Below are 16806 nucleotides of genomic sequence, written 5' to 3'. Positions count from 1 at the left end.
AATTCGCACAAAAACAGCGTATTCATGGTATGAATATTCAAAAAACACGATAAATATTAAGAAATATTGTAAAAATGCTTGGTTTTTGCTCCCGAGGCGCGCTACAGTGGAGTTATACAAAATTATGCAGTGCTCTGCATAAATAATCATTACTTCGGGGATACGGGATACACCCGCCCACACAAGACAGAAGGAAACCACTCCCATGACCGCCAACACCGCATACACCGCGAGTAGCCACGAAGCGACCAAGAACAGCTTCAGCCGCCGCGCCCTCATTGGCGGCACTGCGGCTCTGGGAGCTGTAGGTCTGCTCAGCGCCTGCGGCAACGGCAGTGCAAGCTCTGAAAAGACCAAGGCTGCCGGTGCCGGTGCCAATATCGAAGACCTCTACAATATCAACGCTCAGGACGTGAACAGCCTGAAGAAGGGCGGCATCCTACGCCTGCCCGCCGGATCTATCGGTCCGAACTTCAACTTCTACACCCAGAGCGGTAACACCAGCGATAACGTCAACGTTATGAGCACCATCAGTCAGGCTGGCATGTGGAACCTCGACTTTGATGGCACCTACAAGCTGAACACTGACTTCGCTGTCTCCTTCGAACACAGCAAGAAGGGCGACAAGATTCAGGTTGCCGTCAAGCTCAACCCCAAGGCTGTCTTCAATGATGGCACCCCCATCACCTACAAGGCGCTCCAGTCCACCTGGAATATCTTCAAGAGCCTGGACAACGGCTACAACATTGTCTCCAGCGGCATCTACGAATTCGTTGAATCCGTAGAAAAGGGCGAAGACGACTACAGTGCAACCGTCACCTTCTCCAAGCCCTTCTACCCGCTGCAGAGCCTCTTCTCTGAGATTCTGCACCCCGCCCTGGAGGATGTTGAGCTCTTCAATAACGGCTTCGTGGATGCGCCCCACCCCGAGTACTGGGCTGGCCCCTTCACTCTGGCGGATAAGGGCTGGGACTCCACTGCGAAGACCTTCAGTGTTGTACCCAACGACAAGTGGTGGGGCACCAAGCCCCTGCTGGACAAGATCGTCTTTACCCAGATGGAGTCCAGCGCTGCACGTGCCGCGTTCAAGAACGACGAAATTGACGCTATCGGTGCAAGCACCTCCTCCACCTACACCGAGGTGAAGAACGTGGCAGGTACCGAACTGCGTAAGGGTACCCGCCTCTACGCCGGTGGTCTGGATATCAACCCCCGCCGCGTCAAGGATGCTGCCCTGCGTAAGGCAATCTTCGCCGGCACCAACCGTGAAGCACTCGCGAAGATTCAGTACCAGGGCCTGCCCTACGAGGAAACCATCCCCGGTTCGATGATTCACATGCCCTTCTCACCCTACTACCAGGATTCCTACCCGACCCCGAATAACAGCGTTTCGGAGGCGCAGAAGATTCTGGAGGCCGCCGGTTACACCAAGAACGGCGACTACTACGAGAAGGACGGCACGAAGGCTGGCTGTGCAGTGGTGGTCTTCGGTGACGATCCGACCAACAAGGGTAAGGCTCAGACCTTCACTCAGCAGATGAAGGATGTCGGCATTGAGATCCGGATCGATCAGCACGCCGATAGTGAGTTCGCCACCATTCTGGGCAACTGGGACTACGATATTTCCTTCAGCGGCTACTCGGTCTCTGCTGACGCAACCGAGGGTACCAAGCAGTTCTACTACTCCGAGAACAACGAAGGTATCGGCAGCAAGGAAATCGATGCCCTCATCGACGCCATGACCCTCATTGAGGATGACAAGGAACGTAACCTTGCCTGTAACGAGATTGAGAAGAAGCACATGGCTGAGTTCGCCTTCCTGGGTACCATTACGAACGGCCCTGACTTTGTGATGGTCAAGAAGACCCTGGCTAACTATGGTCCGCACCTGTACAAGTCGATGGACTGGACTGCTGTGGGCTGGATGAACTCCTAGGGGTTCCTACCCTATGAGCGGGTCGAATGCGTATATGCGCGTTCGGCCCGCTTTGCTGTGCCCGCTGACTATTTCTGGAGGCGGGGGAGGGAGTGTCACTCGAAGGGTGGTGGGGTTGTGCCGACATGGATTTAGGCCCGCTGCCTTAGGGCCGGGCGTAATAATTAAGAAATATTTATCGTGTTGCGCACTTGTAGTGATGTGTGTGGTGTACACTACTAAAAATATTAAATGTGGCTTATAACATAGCTTTAGGTCACATTATTTTGCATGGCTTGACCTGCCCGCCCATCACCGCAGATGGCAGGCGCTCCTGCAGACGGAAACCCCGCCTCCAGAGCACGCGAGCCACCCACTTTACACTGCAAACACTGCATCAGTGCAGTCCACACCCCCAAGGAGCCCGTCATGAGCCCCCACCCCATCCCCTCCCTCTCCGGATTCAACCCGATCATGAGCCGCCGCGTACTGTTCGGCGGCGCAACCGCCGTCGCTGCTGTCGGCGTACTGAGCGCTTGTGGCTCCTCGTCCTCCAAGACCGAGCACAAGGCAAGCGAAACCCCGTTCTATGAAATCAACGAGCAGGATACCTCGAAGCTCAAGCAGGGCGGTACCCTGAACCTGAGCACCTACTCCCTGGGCCCGGACTTCAACCGCTTCTCCCAGAACGGCTCGAGCACCTCCGTCTCCGAAACCATGGGCGTTATCGCCGGTGCCGGCATCTGGCGCAGCACCTACAAGGGCGAAGACGAGCTCGACCCCAACTACTGCCTCGGCTTCGAAGCTAAGGAAGTAGACGGCAAGATCACCGCAGAGGTTCGCCTGAACCCCAAGGCAGTCTTCAACGACGGCACCCCCATCGACATCGACGCCCTCAAGGCAACCTGGCAGATCCAGCGTGACCCCGACGGTGAATACAAGATTGCCGCAGCGGGTATCTACGAATTCATCGAAAGCGTTGAAGCTATCGATGGCGACCGCTACCACGCACGCGTTGTTTTCAAGACTGCGCACAACCCCGTCAAGGGTCTGCTCTTTGGTGGAATCCTGCACCCGGCGATGCTCGACGTAAACCTCTTCAACGAAGGCTTCGTCGACAACCCCCACCCCGAGCTCGGTTGCGGCCCCTTCACCCTGGCACCCAACGGCTGGAACTCCTCCGAGAAGACCTTCACCGCAGTCCCCAACGACAAGTGGTGGGGTGAGAAGCCCAAGCTGGACCGCATCGTCGTGCGTGAAATGGCAGACGCTGCAGCTCGCGCCGCCTACAAGAACGGCGAGCTGGACGTCGTGGAATCACGTACCCTCAGCGCCTACAACGAGATGAAGGACGTTGCAAACTCTGAAATCCGCCGCGGTCGCCGCCTCTTCGCCGGCGGCATGAACCTGAACGCAGAGCACATCACTGATGTTGCTGTCCGTAAGGCAATCTTCCTGGGTATCGACCGTGGTGCTCTGGCAAAGATTCGCTTCCAGGGTCTGCCCTACGAAGAAGAAGTTCCCGGCTCGATGCTTCTGTTGGGTTCCTCCCAGTACTACCGCGACAACTACCCGGCACGTAACCCGGAGGAAGCACGCAAGGTCCTGGAGAAGGCAGGCTACACCAAGTCCGGCGACTTCTACGCGAAGGACGGCAAGACCATCACCTTGAAGCTGACCACCTTCGGTGATGACGCCACCACCAAGGGCCAGGCACAGACCTTCATCCAGAGCATGAAGGAAATCGGCATTAACTTCGAGCTCGATTCGCGTGCACAGTCTGAATTCTCGAAGGTTGTTGGTAACCGCGAGTACGACGTAAGCATTTCGGGCTTCGGCGTGACCTCCGAGCCGACCAGTGCAGCCGAGTACTTCTACCACTCCAAGAACTGGAACGGCGTCGGCACCCCCGAAATCGACGCTATGGTCGACGAGATGGTCACCATCCTCGATGACGCTAAGCGCGCCGAGAAGTGCAACGAAATTGAGAAGAAGCACATGAGCGAGGTTTGCCTCTTCATCCCCTTCCTCAATGGCCCGGACTTCAAGGCATGCCGCCCGAAGCTCGCTAACTACGGTGCGTTCCTCTTCAAGACCACCGACTGGTCTACCGTCGGCTGGATGGCATAAGCCGCAGTTTTAAGCTCCCTGCCCCCTATACGTTTTCGCAGTGTCGTATAGGGGTGGGGAGCTTTTTCTTGTGGAGGGTTCAGCGCGCTTTAGTTGCCCCGACGCTGTGCTTGTAACTTGTAACGACTCTCAAAGTACCGGGTGTGACGCGCTCGCGCGCCAATGCTACATAATATTTCATTTTTTAGTTTTCGCACGCGGCTTCCGCATGATGATGCGGTTTCAGGCGCTGAACCCGTGATTTTTAGACGGTGTATAGTTCTTCCACGGATTGGACTGTGGTCTGCGTCGCTTCTTTTGGGGGTATACTGTGTTTCAACCACAAACAATGTGGGGGCTCTCACAAAGGTGATGGGCGGGAGCTTCGGCGCTCCCGAAAAATCAGCGCACAACACGGTGCGCTTATCGAATAGCACCCGAGCCCTCCGGCATGAGGAGAATACATGACTCATCTACGTATTAATCGCCGTACCCTGCTGACCGGCACCGTTGCCCTGGGTACCGTCGGCCTGCTCGCTGCATGCGGCGGCGGCTCTGACAAGAAGATCAGCGGTAAGGCTGCATCAAGCACCGAGGAAATCGTCAAGAACCTCGAAATCAACAAGCAGGACCGCTCCTCCCTCAAGCAGGGTGGCGAGTTCCGCGGTAGCGTCTCCGCAGTCGGCCCGAACTTCAACATTCTGACTCAGAGCGGCTACACCACCGAGAACCTCACCGCATTCGGTGGCGCCTGCAACATCCCCTCCGCTATCGGCTTCACCTCCCTAAGCCCTGCTGGCGAATACAGCCTCAACGACGACTATGTCAGCGACTACAAGGCAGAGACCGTTGGCGGCGTGCAGACCATCACCTTCAAGCTCAACTCTAAGGCTGTCTTCAATGACGGCACCCCCGTTGACGTTGAGGCAATCCGCGCCGCGTGGACCGTCTACCGCAACCCTGATGACGGCTACAACGTTATCGCCGCTCCCTTCTGGCAGCAGGTAGCATCCATCGACCCCGTGGATGGCGACAAGACCCGCGTCAAGATCGTCATGTCCAAGCCCCTGTACCCCGCTGAGACCCTCGGCCTGCTCGGTCTGCACCCCGCACTGACCGACAAGGAGCTCTTCAATAACGGCTTCGTGAACAAGCCCATGGATCAGTACTGGTCCGGCCCCTTCAAGATTGGCGAGTGGAACTCTTCGGCTAAGACCCTCACCCTCGTGCCCAACGACAAGTGGTGGGGTGAGAAGCCGCTGCTGGACCGCATTATCTGGCGTGAAATGGGCGACGAAGCAGAGCGCGCAGCGTTCAAGAACGGCGAGCTGGACAGCATCGGCTTTGCTGGCCTGGCAACCTACAACGCCGTCAAGGGTCAGCCCGGTGTCCAGATTCGCTCCGGCCAGAGCGTCGGCGTGATCAACCTGCAGTTCAACCCGACCCGCGTGACCGACACCGCCCTGCGCCGTGCAGTCTTCGCCGCGGTTGACCGCTCTCAGCTGGCTAAGGTCAAGTTCGGCCAGATCAACTGGGAAGAGCCCCTGACCGGCTCCATGATTGCTATGCCCTTCCAGAAGGGCTACCAGGACGCTATGCCTTCTAACCCCGGCCCCGAGGCTGCGGCAAAGATCCTGGAAGCAGCAGGCTACTCCAAGAATGGCGACTACTACGCCAAGGACGGTAAGACTGCAGGCTTCTCCATCACCTACTTCGGTTCGGATGCAACCTCCCTGGCTCAGTTCCAGAACCTCGAGCAGCAGCTCAAGGCAGCAGGTATTAAGCTCGAGCAGGACAACCAGCCGCAGTCCCAGTTCAACTCCGTGATGGGCTCTAAGCAGTACGACTGCGCCTTCTCCGGCTGGGGTATTGGTGCTGACCCCGCAGACAGTGTTCAGTACTTCTACACCAGCGAAATCAACGAAGGTGTGGGCGATCCCGAGCTGGATAAGTTCATCGCGTCCATTTACGAGAAGGAATCCCACGAGGAGCAGTTGAAGATGGCTGCTGAGGCTGAGAAGCAGCACATGGAGAAGGTCGCTATTTACTTCCCCTACGCTAACGGCCCCAGCTACGCAGCTGTGAAGGAGAAGCTGGCTAACTACGGTCCTTCCCTCTTCGCAACCAGTTACACCGACCCCAAGCGCTGGACCAATGTGGGTTGGCAGAACTAAAGCCACATGTTAATTTTCTGGATTCCTATTCGGTAGTTGCTGAATTTTCGGAGGCGCCGGTATAAGGCTCTGGAGGGTAAAGTCCCGCGGTATTCCGCCTAATGGGCGGGGTGCCGCGGGACTCTTTTGTTTCTCGGGGGGAGGGTCGGCTGAAATTGAGGGAAGAAAAGTTTCTGCTGAAATATTTCCCGTAAAAGGTGAGGCGGGTCATGCCGTATGGGTTTTGTGTGTATACTAATCCCAATGCAAACGTGCGTTCCATCATAGATGTGCATCACGAGTATGCGGGGTGGGTTGTGTTCCCCCACCCTCAGATTGTCGAGATGGCGCCACGTTTCAACACTCATCCCGGGCCGGGAGCGCATGGTACCTCACGTGCGCATCCCGGTCCTCAGACAAGGACAGATCATGACCACTTTCACCCTCAACCGCCGCGCCCTGCTCACCGGCACCGTCGCCCTGGGCACCGTAGGCCTGCTCGCAGCCTGCGGCGGCAACTCCTCCAAGACCGAAACCAGCGCTCTCTCCGCGGGCGACGACCTCTCAAAGGCAGTCTCCTACAACGAGAAGGACCGCTCCGCCCTCAAGGACGGCGGCGAACTGCGCCTGAGCGCTGACGGCATCGGCCCGAACTTCAACATCCTCAACACCAACGGCTACACCGCCGGCAACCTGAACATTCAGGCAGCCATCAACTCCGCCTTCACCGGCGGCTTCTACGCCGACTTCCGCGGCGAGTCGCACATGAACGAGGACTACGTCACTGAGTACAAGGCGCAGACCGTTGACGGCGTGCAGACCGTGACCTTCAAGATCAACCCCAAGGCAGCCTTCAACGACGGCACCCCCATCGACGTGAACGCCGTCAAGAGCTACCAGACCATCTACACCGCCGCGGCATCCGGTTCGGACTACCAGATCACCCCCTCGCCCATCTGGGAGCAGGTGGCCAGCGTCGAGGCTGTGGACGGCGATACCCGCCACGTGAAGGTCACGATGTCCAAGCCCTGGTACCCCATCGAAGGCAGCTTTACCTCGTTCCTGCACCCGGCATTCGCCGACCCCAAATTCTTCAACGACGGCCTGAACGACAAGCCCCTCGACCAGTACTGGGCAGGCCCCTTCAAGGTCGGCGAGTGGAACTCCTCCTCCAAGGTGCTCACCGTCGTCCGCAACGACAAGTGGTGGGGCCAGAAGCCCGCCCTCGAGCGCATCACCTGGCGTGAAATGAGCTCCCAGGCAGAGCAGGCAGCCTACAAGAACAACGAAATCGACTACGTGGACGCCAGCACCCTCAGCTCCTACAACGAGCTCTCCGGCGTGGCAAACACCGACATCCGCAAGGGTAGCGCTCTCAGCGTGGGCAACTACGAAATCAACCCCGAAAAGGTGCCCCTGCCCGTCCGCCGCGCCTTCGTTGCAGCCCTCAACCGTGAGCAGCTGCAGAAGCTGCGCTACGAGAAGCTCGGCTGGAAGGAAACCCTGCCCGGCTCCATGTGCATGCTGCCCATGCAGGAAGGCTACCAGGACAACTACCCGACCAAGCTCGGCAAGGACGTCGCCACCAAGATCCTTGAGGATGCGGGCTACACCAAGTCCGGTGACTACTACACCAAGGACGGCGCTAAGGTCTCCTACCCGGTTATCACCTTCGGTAGCGACCCGGTTGTCAGCTCCACCGCCCAGTTCCTGGTGCAGCAGATGAAGGAGGTCGGCATCGAGCTGACCATCGAGAATCACGGTGCCTCCGAAATGTCGAGCATCATCTCCTCCAAGAACTTCGCGATTAAGACTGGCGGCTACGGCATCACCACCTCCCCGGTGGATGCGGCGAACTACTTCTATATCTCCGAGACCAACAACGGTCACGGTAAGGATCTGGACTCGCTGGCAGCAACCATGATGTCCACCGAGGACCCGAAGGAACAGCTCAAGATCATGAACGAGCTGGAGAAGCGCCACCTGGACGAGGTCGCCATCTACGTGCCCACCCACAACGGCCCGAACTTCAAGGCGTGCCGTAAGGGCCTGGCGAACTACGGCCCCATGCTCTTCGGTCTGCCCTACTACAACCCGAACGTATGGATCAACGTCGGTTGGGAGAAGTAAAAATCTAAGCGTTGAGCACCGCTCACACACTCCATAAGGGGTAAAAGCGCTACAGCGGCGTGTTACAGAAGGATTAAAACCTTCTGGAGCACGCCGCTTTCCCGTTCCTCAGAGATTTGCACGGATATACTTAAAACAAATGCGGGCATTCTGCCTGCGACCCCGGCAGAGACTGTCCTCCCGCCGGGTTGGAGTGTTAGTTGCGCACCGTTCGCGCGCCGCCTCCACAACACTGCGAATACTCTAGGAGAAATTCCATGAAGAGCATGTCTGTCTCTCGCCGTACCCTCCTGACCGGCACCGTTGCCCTCGGCACCGTTGGTCTACTGGCTGCCTGCGGCAGCTCGAAGGAAAAGGTTGGCGGTAGTGCCGCTAACAACGCTGAAGATATTCTGAAGAACCTTCAGGTCAACAAGCAGGACCGTTCCTCCCTCAAGCAGGGCGGCACCCTGACTCTCGCGGCTACCGCCCTGGGCCCGAACTTCAACCTGCAGACCCAGAGCGGCTACACCTCCAGCAACCTGGACGCACTGGCACCCTGCAACATTCCCGCCGTGATGGGCTTCTACACCATGAGCCCCGACGGCGAAGGTACCCTCAACCCCGAGTTCTGCACCGAGCACAAGACCGAGACCGTCGATGGCGTGCAGACCGCGACCTTCAAGATCAACCCCAAGGCTGCCTTCAATGACGGCACCCCCATGGACGTGAACGCTGTTCGCGCCGTGTGGAAGGTCTACCGCGCAACCACCGACAACCCCTACCACATCACCGACAACACCATGTGGCAGCAGGTTGAGAGCATCGAGGCTGTGGACGGCGACAACTTCCACGTCAAGGTCACCATGAAGGCTCCGTATTACCCCTCCGAGGGTCTGTGCGCCTTCGCAATCCACCCCGCACTGGAAGACGTCAACCTCTTCAACGAAGGCTTCGTTGACAAGCCCCTCGACCAGTACTGGGCTGGCCCCTTCAAGGTTGGCGAGTGGAACTCCTCCCAGAAGGTGCTCACCCTGGTCAAGAACGACAAGTGGTGGGGCGAGAAGCCGATCCTGGACCGCATCATCTGGCGTCAGATGGACTCCGAAGCAATCCGTGCAAGCTTCAAGAACGGCGAACTGGACGCCTTCACCTTCGTGGGTGCAACCAGCTACAACGCTGTGAAGGGCCAGGCTGGCACCGAGATTCGCCAGAGCCAGAACACCAACGTCAACATCATTCAGCTGAACCCCAAGCGCATCGAGGATCTGGCACTGCGCCGCGCAATCCTTGCTTCTGTGGACCGCGAGCAGATCGCTAAGGCATACTTCTCGCAGCTCGGCTGGACCGAGCCGCTGCCCGGCTCCATCATCGCAATGCCGTTCCAGAAGGGTTACCAGAACAACTACGCTGGTGACACCGGTGCACAGGCAGCCGCTAAGATCCTGGAGGCCGCAGGCTACTCCAAGTCCGGCGACTACTACGCTAAGAACGGCAAGGTTGCTGGCTTCGCTCTGACCTCCTTCGGTTCCGAGGCTGTCTACCAGGCGGTCTACCAGATTCTGGAGCAGCAGCTGAAGTCCGCAGGTATCCGCCTGAGCGCTGACAACCAGCCGCAGTCGAACTCCAACTCCGTGCTCGGCCAAAAGAGCTACGAAGCAATCTTCACCGGTTGGGGCGTTCTGCCCGACCTGGCTTCCTCGGCACCCTACTTCTTCACCACCGAGGTGTTCGGAGTCGGTGACCCCGAAGTTGATAAGCTCATCGAGAAGCTGCAGAACACCGAGAAGGAAGACGAGCGCATCAAGATCGCTAACGAGGCGGAGAAGCTCTACTACGAGAAGGTCGCAGTGTACCTGCCCTACGCAAACGGCCCGATGTACGCCGCTGTCAAGGCTAAGGTTGCGAACTACGGTCCGTCCCTGTTCAAGCAGAGCTACACCAGCGCTGACTACTGGGTCAACGTTGGCTGGCAGGAGTAGTACCGCTTGCGGTAACGCTCTAGTCGTCCTGTAGGACTCGAAATCCCGGGTACTCTCACGAGAGAGTGCCCGGGATTTTTCTGTCCCGCTTGTTCTGCGTCCTTTAGCTGGATACATTAGCGGGATATGTAATTACAAAAACTAGGGGAGCGCCACTCTAACTGGCTGCTACCACTCGCCCAGGTACAGGGCACGCTCCTGCAGGTACCTCAGCATCTTCGGGTTCTGCCGCAGATAGAAGATACGGTAAATGCCGCCTCCAGCAACGATGAAAGCCAGCGGGAAACCCAAAATCACGAGCACACGGCTCATATTAGCGGACAGATCAAACGGATCACCGCTGGTTGCCACCAGCACAATCCAGAGAGAATAGCCAACGCAGGCGAGCAGAGTGCCCCACATGCCGCGCACGAGCCAACTCACCAGCGTCACCGCAATAACCCACGCCAGCGCCAACGTGAACTGGTGCCGCTCCGCCTGAGCCCAAGGGAGCGCCCCCACGTAAATAATTGCGGGGATGCCCAGGTACCCGGGGATATTCAGCGAGGCAAGAATGTTCACACAAAAATAGCCCAAGAAAATAGCGCTCAACGACGAGGACAGGAACAGGTGCAGGGGAATCATGCCGTCGCCGCTATAGACGGCGGTCGGGCCAGCGTACACGGTTTCAAACATGAGGGTCAGCGGAGTCATCATGTACTCAATCCAGACGACCAGTGCAAAAGCACCGAAAATGCCCAGAGCCTGCATCAGCGCAATCAACCGTGAACGCGCATCGTGAGGAATGGTGAAGCTCTGCCCCTTCGCCTTGACGCCACAGACATGAACGACAGCCACCATTGCCGCGATGCACAGCACCCAGCGCACGAGGACGCCCGGCAGCTCAGGAAGACCCCCATAAGCCCCCGTAGCGGGGTCACCCCAGGCTCCGGGGAGCAGTGTAATAGCGTGAGTACCCTCGGGGAGACTGGTGGAGGAAGCAAGCCGGTGCGGCTCGTAGATAACCCACCACAGAAGGCACGCTGGAATCAGCACGGAGAGCTTACGCAGCAGAACCGGGAACGGCGCGGACTCATAGACGAGCGCCTCAAGATTGAGCCGGCGCATCAGCCGCCGAACAGGAGAAAGAGCGCGTAGCTCTTTTTGCTGCTCTTCCCACACCTCGGTATCCCATATCCTAGTATCAGAAGACATCGTCGTACTCCCTATCACGTGAGAACTTCCTTGTTGAGCTTATTATCACACTAGCAGAAATACCCCCGGCTAGTGGGTAACCCCAGGCTAAGCCCTACCCGAATATCAGGGCATAAGGAAAGGGGGCCCCACCGTAATGGTGGGGCCCCCTTTAGAGCCATAGTTAGAGCCTTAGAAAGCGAACTACTTAGTGGTCACCTTCAGGACAGTGCTCAGGTTCTGGTGAGCAACGCCCGGCAGACCCTTCACCTCAGCGAACTTGCGGGTGTTGGTCACAATCACCGGGGTAATCAGCGGGTAACCCGCCTCCTTGATAACCTCAGGATCGAACTCAATCAGAGCGTCGCCAGCAGCAACAACATCGCCCTTAGCAACCTTCACGCTGAAGCCCTTACCGTCCAGGTTCACGGTATCCAGACCAACGTGAATCAGCAGCTCAATGCCGTTCTCCAGCTTCAGACCCACAGCGTGGCCCGAGGGGTAGGTTGCAGCAACCTTACCGGCTGCGGGAGCAACAACAGTGGTACCGGTCGGCTCAATCGCCACACCCTCGCCCAGCTTGCCTGCAGCGAAAATCGGGTCCGGAACATCAGACAGAGCAACAGCAGTACCCTCAATCGGAGCGTGCAGCTCAATGACCTCACCAGCGGAAGCAGCGGGTGCAGCAGCGGCGGTCGCAGTAGCGGCAGCAGCCGGAGCAGCCTTAGCGGCAACAGCCTCAGCCTTAGGAGCGGCCTCAGCATCCTCAGCCTTACGCTCCGCAGCGTGCCTTACAGCGTCAGCCTTCGACTCGTAACCGAACAGCAGAACACCGGTCATAGCGCCGAAGAACGCAATAGCCAGACCAATCACGTACAGGTACGAGGGCTGCATAGCCGGAATCGACAGCAGCGAAGTGAACGCGAACGCGTAGGACTTAACGCCCAGGAAGGAAATGGTAGCGCCACCAATAACAGCGGGAACCAGAATAATCGGGATCACGCGCTTGTAGCGGAGCACAACACCGTACAGGGACGGCTCAGAAATACCACCGAGCAGACCGGACATCGACGCACCAACAGCGGTCTGGCGCAGCTCGCGGTCGTGCTTAGCCTTAATAGCCACACCGGTGACCAGGCCGAACACAGCGAAGTTGTAAGCACCCATGGGGGACTGAATGAAGTCAGTACCCATGGTCTGCAGGTTGTTAATCATGACAGCGTTCAGCGGCCAGTGCAGACCCAGCGGAACCATGAACAGGTACAGGCCAGCAATCAGAGCACCAACCAGAGCCGGAGCCTGGTCGTTAACCATCTTCAGGAAGTCAGAGATACCCATAGCCACACCAATACCGATGGGGCCAACCAGGAACGCGGTCACCGGAACCAGAATGATGACCGAAATCATCGGCACGAACACCATCTGCAGCATCGAAGGAATAACCTTCTTCAGGAAGCGCTCAAGCGGAGCCAGCAGAGCAACAGCCAGCAGCGGGGGGAAGACCTGGCCGGTGTAGCTGAATGCGTACAGCGGCAGATCCAGACCGAAGAACGGAACGTTCAGAACCTTGGTGGCGGGGTCAGCAAGAGCAGTCAGATCGGTGAAGGTACCGGTCATCAGTGCAGCGGGGATAGCTGCACCAACCCACATGTTCGCGCCCAGACGCTTAGCAGCGGTAGCACCCAGCATGATGGGCATGAAGTTCAGAACAGACAGCGAAGCAGCCTTCAGGATGTACCAGAAAGCAAACTGCTGCATCCACTGGGTGTTCAGAGCCTTAGCTTCCTCCGGGTCAGCCACACGAGCACCGTTAATGATGTCAATGTTCACGCTCTGACCGGTCAAGTCAGTGTACTGGCCGAAGAAGCCCAGCTGCTGCAGGAACACAATCAGGGTCAGAATCATCGAGGTACCCAGAAGTGCCCACAGCAGAGGACGGAAGGAGTCAGACAGAACGTCGAAGACGTTGGTAAGCCAGCCGGACTTCTTGCCTTCAGCCTCAACCTTGGTGTCACCCTCAGCGTGGCCGGACATAGAAGGCAGAGCGTTGATCTCGTTGTACACAGCCTCAACGCGCTCGCCCAGAACAACCTGAGTCTGGCCGGACTGCTCAATCACAGAGAGAACGCCGGGCAGGCTCTCAATCTTCTTGTTCTGCACTGCATCGTTAGACACAGGAGTGACACGAAGGCGGGTTGCACAGTGAGTAATGTGCGCGATGTTCTCGGGGCCACCCAGGCCGTCAAGAATCTTCTCGCCAAGTTCGCGGTTATTCACGATACTTCCTTAGATATGCGGTCAATGTCTATACGGTTGTTGCCGGAGGCTGTGCCTACCTGACGTTGCGGTGGCCGAAAAAGCCCCGGAAAACACGGCCAGAAAACACAAAAGACCCGAGTCTCTCGACCACCGGAAGCACTACACTCGTGCCCACTATGGAGCTTCGGTACAGCAAATAGAGGGGATTCTCGGCAGATATATGCTGCCGTCCCATACGGTGTTGAGTAACTCAGGTCTTGCCTGCCAAACCAGTAACAACCCTGAAGAAGGTTTCCCTTCTCAAATAGTTCCCTGTAACTCTAAGGGTTTTCCCAGGTTAAGAGCAAGGTGAGAGGCAAAAGCTATCAGAAGCTGTTAAATGTTTCACCCAAGTGATAGCTGAGACACACCCTCGGTGCTGCTAGTAGGAGTACTCCGGCTGATTCCGGAACACTACGGAGGGGATGCTTGCGAAGACACGAAAGGGCCCCGCATCCACAGGATACGGGGCCCACACGCTACCGAAGCAGCTACCTTTCCGACTAGCTACTTAGTCGGGAAGAAATTCAGCGGAGCAACCTCCAACTCAGGGTAATTACGCTTCTGCCAACGGCGGTTACGATGCGCATTCACCTCAATCAGCGCGGCGCCCAGAGCACCGGCGCCCAGAGCCGTCCACAGCAGATGCGGAAGCACAGTAACGAACTGGTGGTACTCCACCAGAATCGGCACGAACAGCGCCGCGAAGAACACCGCAAGCAACGCGCCAAACAGCAGGACACGAGCACGGTTGAACGGGCGAGCCACCGCAGCCAAGTTCCACAGACCCATCATCACCAGGGTGATGAACGAAGCCGTCTGAATCTGACGGATATCCTCAACACCCATGCCACGAGCCGTGAATGTCACCGCCAACAGCATCGCAACCACAATAATCGAGTTCGGAACCGTGTAATTCAGCACGCGGCGCAAGAAGCCCGGCACGTAACGGCGCGAATTCGGCAACAGAGTCAACGCGAAGGACGACGCACCCACAATCAAGAAGTCCGCAGTCGAGTACTGACGCGGCAAGAACGGGAAAGTCAAACCGAAGAGGCTGAACAGAACGCCCAGAAGAATCGCGAAACCAGTCTTCGTCAAGAACAGGTTCGCCACCATCTCAATGTTCGTAATGACCTGACGGCCCTGCTCCAGCGCAGCCGGCAGAGACGAGAACTTACCGTCCAGCAGAACCAGGCGAGAAACAGCCTTCGTCGCCGGAGCAGCGTTACCCATCGCAATACCCAAGCTTGCATGCTTAAGCGCCAGAGCATCGTTAATGCCGTCACCGGTCATCGCCACCACATGGCCGCGCTCCTTCAGAGCAATCACCATGTTCTTCTTCTGCTCGGGCGACACACGACCGAAAATATTGTGAGTAGCCGCAGCCTCAGCAAGCTCCGGACCGTCCTCAGGCAGAGTCGAAGCATCAACCGCACCCGCAGACGTATCCATGCCCGCAGTCTTCGCAGCCGCAGCCACAGTGAACGGGTTATCACCCGAGAAGACCTTCAGAGTCACACCCTGACGGTGGAAATACTCCACAATTTCAGGCGCATCCGCTCGCACATTCTCACGGAAAATCACGAACAGAACCGGGGCAGCATCCGACGGGATCTTCTGGATCGGCTCATCCTTCTCGTTGCGAACCACCGCAGAGGCATGCGCCAAAACCATCGTGCGCAGACCCAGTGCCGCCAGCTCAGCGGCACGCTCACGCTCAGCGCTACCCTTGGCGAGAAGCGCCTCCGGAGCGCCCAGAAGCCACGCACCCGAATCCTTAAACTCAATCGCGCTAAAACGCAGAGCCGACGAGAACGGCACAATACCGCTTACCGACGCCGAGGAAGCATCCGGGAAGCCACCGGTCAGAGCCGCAGCGGTCGGGTTCGCGTTCTCATCGTGACCAAACCATGCCAGCGCCTCATTCCAGCCGGCAGGCAGAGAAGCACGCCAAGAAGTGTGCTCGGCAGAGTCAGCAGCCGGGCCCTCAGCCTCAGCAACGGTGTCCAGCGGGCGCACCGAATCAAAAATCACGCCACCCTCAGTCAGGGTGCCGGTCTTATCGAAGCAGACCACATCCACACGAGCCAGAACCTCAACCGCAGGCTGCTCCTGCACCAGGATGTTGTGCTTACGGCCCAGCGCCACAGCCGCCGCCGCAAACGCCAGAGTAGTCATCAGCGCCAGACCCTGCGGAATCATCGAAGCAACCGAGGACACCACAGCAATAGAAACCTGCTCCCACAGGTGGTTCTGCTGCACGGTCTCCAGGCCACCAGCAGCCTGAATCTGACCCCACGACACCACAGGAATAATGACCGCAAGACCCACCGTAATCCAGCGGACCACACGGTTCAGCGCATCACGCAGCTCAGACTGAATACGCGAGAACTGGCGCGCCTCATCAGAAATCTTACTTGCACGAGAATTCGCACCCACGTGAGAGAGTAGGACGCGGCCGGTACCACCCAGCACACTCGACGCCGACAGCACCATATCGCCGGGGCGCTTAGCAATCGGGTCGTTCTCACCGGTCAGCAGGGACTCGTCCAGCTCCAAAGAATCGGAGGTGAGCACAACAGCATCCGCCGGAACCTGATCGCCGCGCTTGAGGATGACAACGTCACCCTCAACCAGCTGCTCCATCGGAACCTCAACGCTCTTACCGTCACGCACGGCAGTAGCGGGGGAGCGGTCCAGCAGGGAGATGCGGTCCAGCTCAAGCTTCGCCTTGTACTCCTGCACAAAACCAATCACCACGTTAGCGATAACAGCCCCCAGGAAGAGCAGATCAGCCCAACGCTGGTACATGATCACCACGGCACCACAGGCACCCAACACAAAGTTGAAGACCGTGAACAGGTGCGCACGCATAATGCTCCACAGCGTGCGAGAAGACTTATTATTCTGGGTATTGACCCTACCTTCAGCAGTCAGGCGAGCAACATCATCGCTGCTCAAACCGTGCTGGGCAATATCGAAAGATCCGCTATGCGGTGTTTCAGAATATTCGGGAATGTAGCCGGCAACGGCAGGCGCTGCCGTTTTCTGCTGAGGATCCATG

Annotated in this window: 8 protein-coding genes; 5 read left to right on the top strand and 3 right to left on the bottom strand. The window is 57.8% G+C overall.

The window, feature by feature from the left end:
* Window positions 1-205 precede the first annotated feature (205 nt).
* The 5 genes from HMPREF2879_RS00365 (at window position 206) to HMPREF2879_RS00345 (ending at window position 10268) form a co-directional block, all read left to right on the top strand.
* Entirely contained in the window at window positions 206-1936 is a 1731-nt protein-coding gene (locus HMPREF2879_RS00365) for an ABC transporter family substrate-binding protein (RefSeq protein ID WP_070634554.1), read from the top strand.
* A 408-nt stretch (window positions 1937-2344) separates the two neighbouring features.
* Window positions 2345-4045: an ABC transporter family substrate-binding protein gene (locus HMPREF2879_RS00360; protein WP_049357820.1), complete on the top strand. Its 1701-nt coding sequence runs from the start codon at window positions 2345-2347 to the stop codon at window positions 4043-4045.
* A gap of 443 nt (window positions 4046-4488) precedes the next feature.
* Window positions 4489-6198, top strand: coding sequence for an ABC transporter family substrate-binding protein (locus HMPREF2879_RS00355; RefSeq protein WP_049353424.1), 1710 nt, complete (start codon window positions 4489-4491; stop codon window positions 6196-6198).
* 408 nt (window positions 6199-6606) lie between these two features.
* Window positions 6607-8307 carry an ABC transporter family substrate-binding protein gene (locus HMPREF2879_RS00350; RefSeq protein ID WP_049342725.1) on the top strand — a complete coding sequence of 567 codons (1701 nt, stop codon included), beginning with the start codon at window positions 6607-6609 and terminating at the stop codon, window positions 8305-8307.
* Window positions 8308-8564: 257 nt separating this feature from the next.
* Window positions 8565-10268 (top strand): ABC transporter family substrate-binding protein, encoded by a 1704-nt coding sequence (locus HMPREF2879_RS00345; protein WP_070634553.1) that lies wholly within the window; start codon window positions 8565-8567, stop codon window positions 10266-10268.
* 168 nt (window positions 10269-10436) lie between these two features.
* Here HMPREF2879_RS00345 and HMPREF2879_RS00340 read toward each other — a convergent pair whose 3' ends face one another.
* From HMPREF2879_RS00340 to HMPREF2879_RS00330, 3 genes are all read right to left on the bottom strand, one after another.
* Window positions 10437-11462 carry a dihydrodipicolinate synthase gene (locus HMPREF2879_RS00340; RefSeq protein WP_070634552.1) on the bottom strand — a complete coding sequence of 342 codons (1026 nt, stop codon included), beginning with the start codon at window positions 11460-11462 and terminating at the stop codon, window positions 10437-10439.
* A 183-nt stretch (window positions 11463-11645) separates the two neighbouring features.
* A complete protein-coding gene (locus HMPREF2879_RS00335) occupies window positions 11646-13718 on the bottom strand; it encodes a glucose PTS transporter subunit IIA (protein ID WP_070634551.1) in 2073 nt (690 codons plus the stop codon).
* Between the two features lie 528 nt (window positions 13719-14246).
* Entirely contained in the window at window positions 14247-16805 is a 2559-nt protein-coding gene (locus HMPREF2879_RS00330; protein WP_070634550.1) for an HAD-IC family P-type ATPase, read from the bottom strand.
* Window position 16806 lies beyond the last annotated feature (1 nt).

It is taken from the genome of Rothia sp. HMSC069C04, from assembly GCF_001812895.1.
Taxonomy (GTDB): domain Bacteria; phylum Actinomycetota; class Actinomycetes; order Actinomycetales; family Micrococcaceae; genus Rothia.
This window is presented reverse-complemented; position numbering and strand designations above follow the sequence as displayed.